General features: G+C 39.9%; 1 protein-coding gene. It reads left to right on the top strand.

The features are described 5' to 3' along the window. On the top strand, nt 1-1277 hold a 1277-nt coding region (locus F6K37_RS41845), incomplete at its 5' end, for a hypothetical protein (RefSeq protein ID WP_287257149.1). Nucleotides 1278-1533: the final 256 nt, after the last annotated feature.

Genomic DNA, 1533 nt, shown 5'->3' with positions numbered 1-1533 from the left:
ATTCAACTACACTAATAAATCTTATGAAACTACTGCATGTTGAAAAAATCATTGCTAATGACACAGTGAGACTTGTTGGTCTCGTGCAGGTTGATAGCCTTGACCAAGAAATAGAGATTTATTTTGAGTATCCTCAACGATTCGCTGATTTTGTCAGTGAAAGCGCCGATGCTTTTGTTCCTGCCTTACTTTTACCGGCAATGGAGAAAGGTGAAAATCTGGAGATAAAACCGCTGATTTCTGCCAAACTTTTTCGCAATTTACCTACCATACAAGATATCTTTCATCAGTGGTATCCATCCCAGCTGAAAAAAGTTTTAGTTACCGCAGAATCCCCAACAAACGATGATCAAAAATCCCTTAGCAAAGTTGGAGCATTTTTCTCCTTGGGCGTGGATTCGTTTTATACCTTTATTAAACATACGAAGACCCGTAGCGACCTTGGACTTCCCCTTTCTCATTTAATTTACATGAAAGGCATTGAGCGACCTTTACGCATTTATAAACATGGTCAAGAAAAAAAGGTAATTTCAAGGATTATGGAAGTTGCCCATGCAGCCAGTATAGATTGTATTGTCGGTGAAACAAATATCCGCAATCATTTTAACTTACAATGGGGACCTTATTATCATGGGGCTGGCTTAGCTTCAGTCTCCCTTTCTCTTTCAGCAGGTTTAGAATCTGTTTTAATTCCTTCAACAGATTCTTATAAAGATGTTTTTCCTTGGGGAACTAGCCCATTACTCGACCACCTATGGTCAACGGAAAAAACTAATATAGTTCATGACGGTTCAGAGACCCAAAGGGTTGAAAAAATTGCTAACTTTTTAGCCAAAGACCCTTTCGCTATGAAATATTTGAGGGTATGTACTAATAATGAAGGTGGTGAAACCAACTGTGGAACCTGCCCTAAATGCGTGAGAACTATGCTGCCTTTACTGATTTCTGGTAATTTAGACAAAGCTATAACTTTTCCAGATAAATTACCCAGTAATTGGAACAGAATATTGCAAATTCAAGATACTCATGATCTAAGTCATGCTGTAGCAATTTTGAAGCTAGCGAAAGACGTTAATGCCGAAGCAAAAATAGTAAACGCTCTTGATAGCAAAATAGAAAATGGTAAGGCCTATCTATTTTGCCAAGGCAAAACTATTGCTGGAGTAGTAGCTTCAATACTTCATGTTTATTTTATTAAGAAGCCATTTGATTTGGTCAAACAACCAATCAAAGACATTCTAAATAGCCTAAATTTATATAGCGCAAACCAGGGCTGAATGACACCCTGGTTAAGAGCGAGCTTAAGCGAAAAACTTGGAAAAGTCTGGTAGAACTGATCAGCATTCAGCTATCAGTACTCAGTAGTCAGCCGTCAGCACTCAGTAGTCAGCCGTCAGCACTCAGTAGTCAGCCGTCAGCCGTCAGCCATTCCCGTAGCGTGCGCGTAGCGAATTAGCTGTTCGCGTAGCGTGGCCAAAGGCCTTTAGCACCTCAAGTAGCACCATCTGTAGCGCATTAGCTGATAGCTGATAG

This window comes from Moorena sp. SIO4E2 (assembly GCF_010671945.1).
Classification (GTDB): domain Bacteria; phylum Cyanobacteriota; class Cyanobacteriia; order Cyanobacteriales; family Coleofasciculaceae; genus Moorena; species Moorena producens.
This window is presented reverse-complemented; position numbering and strand designations above follow the sequence as displayed.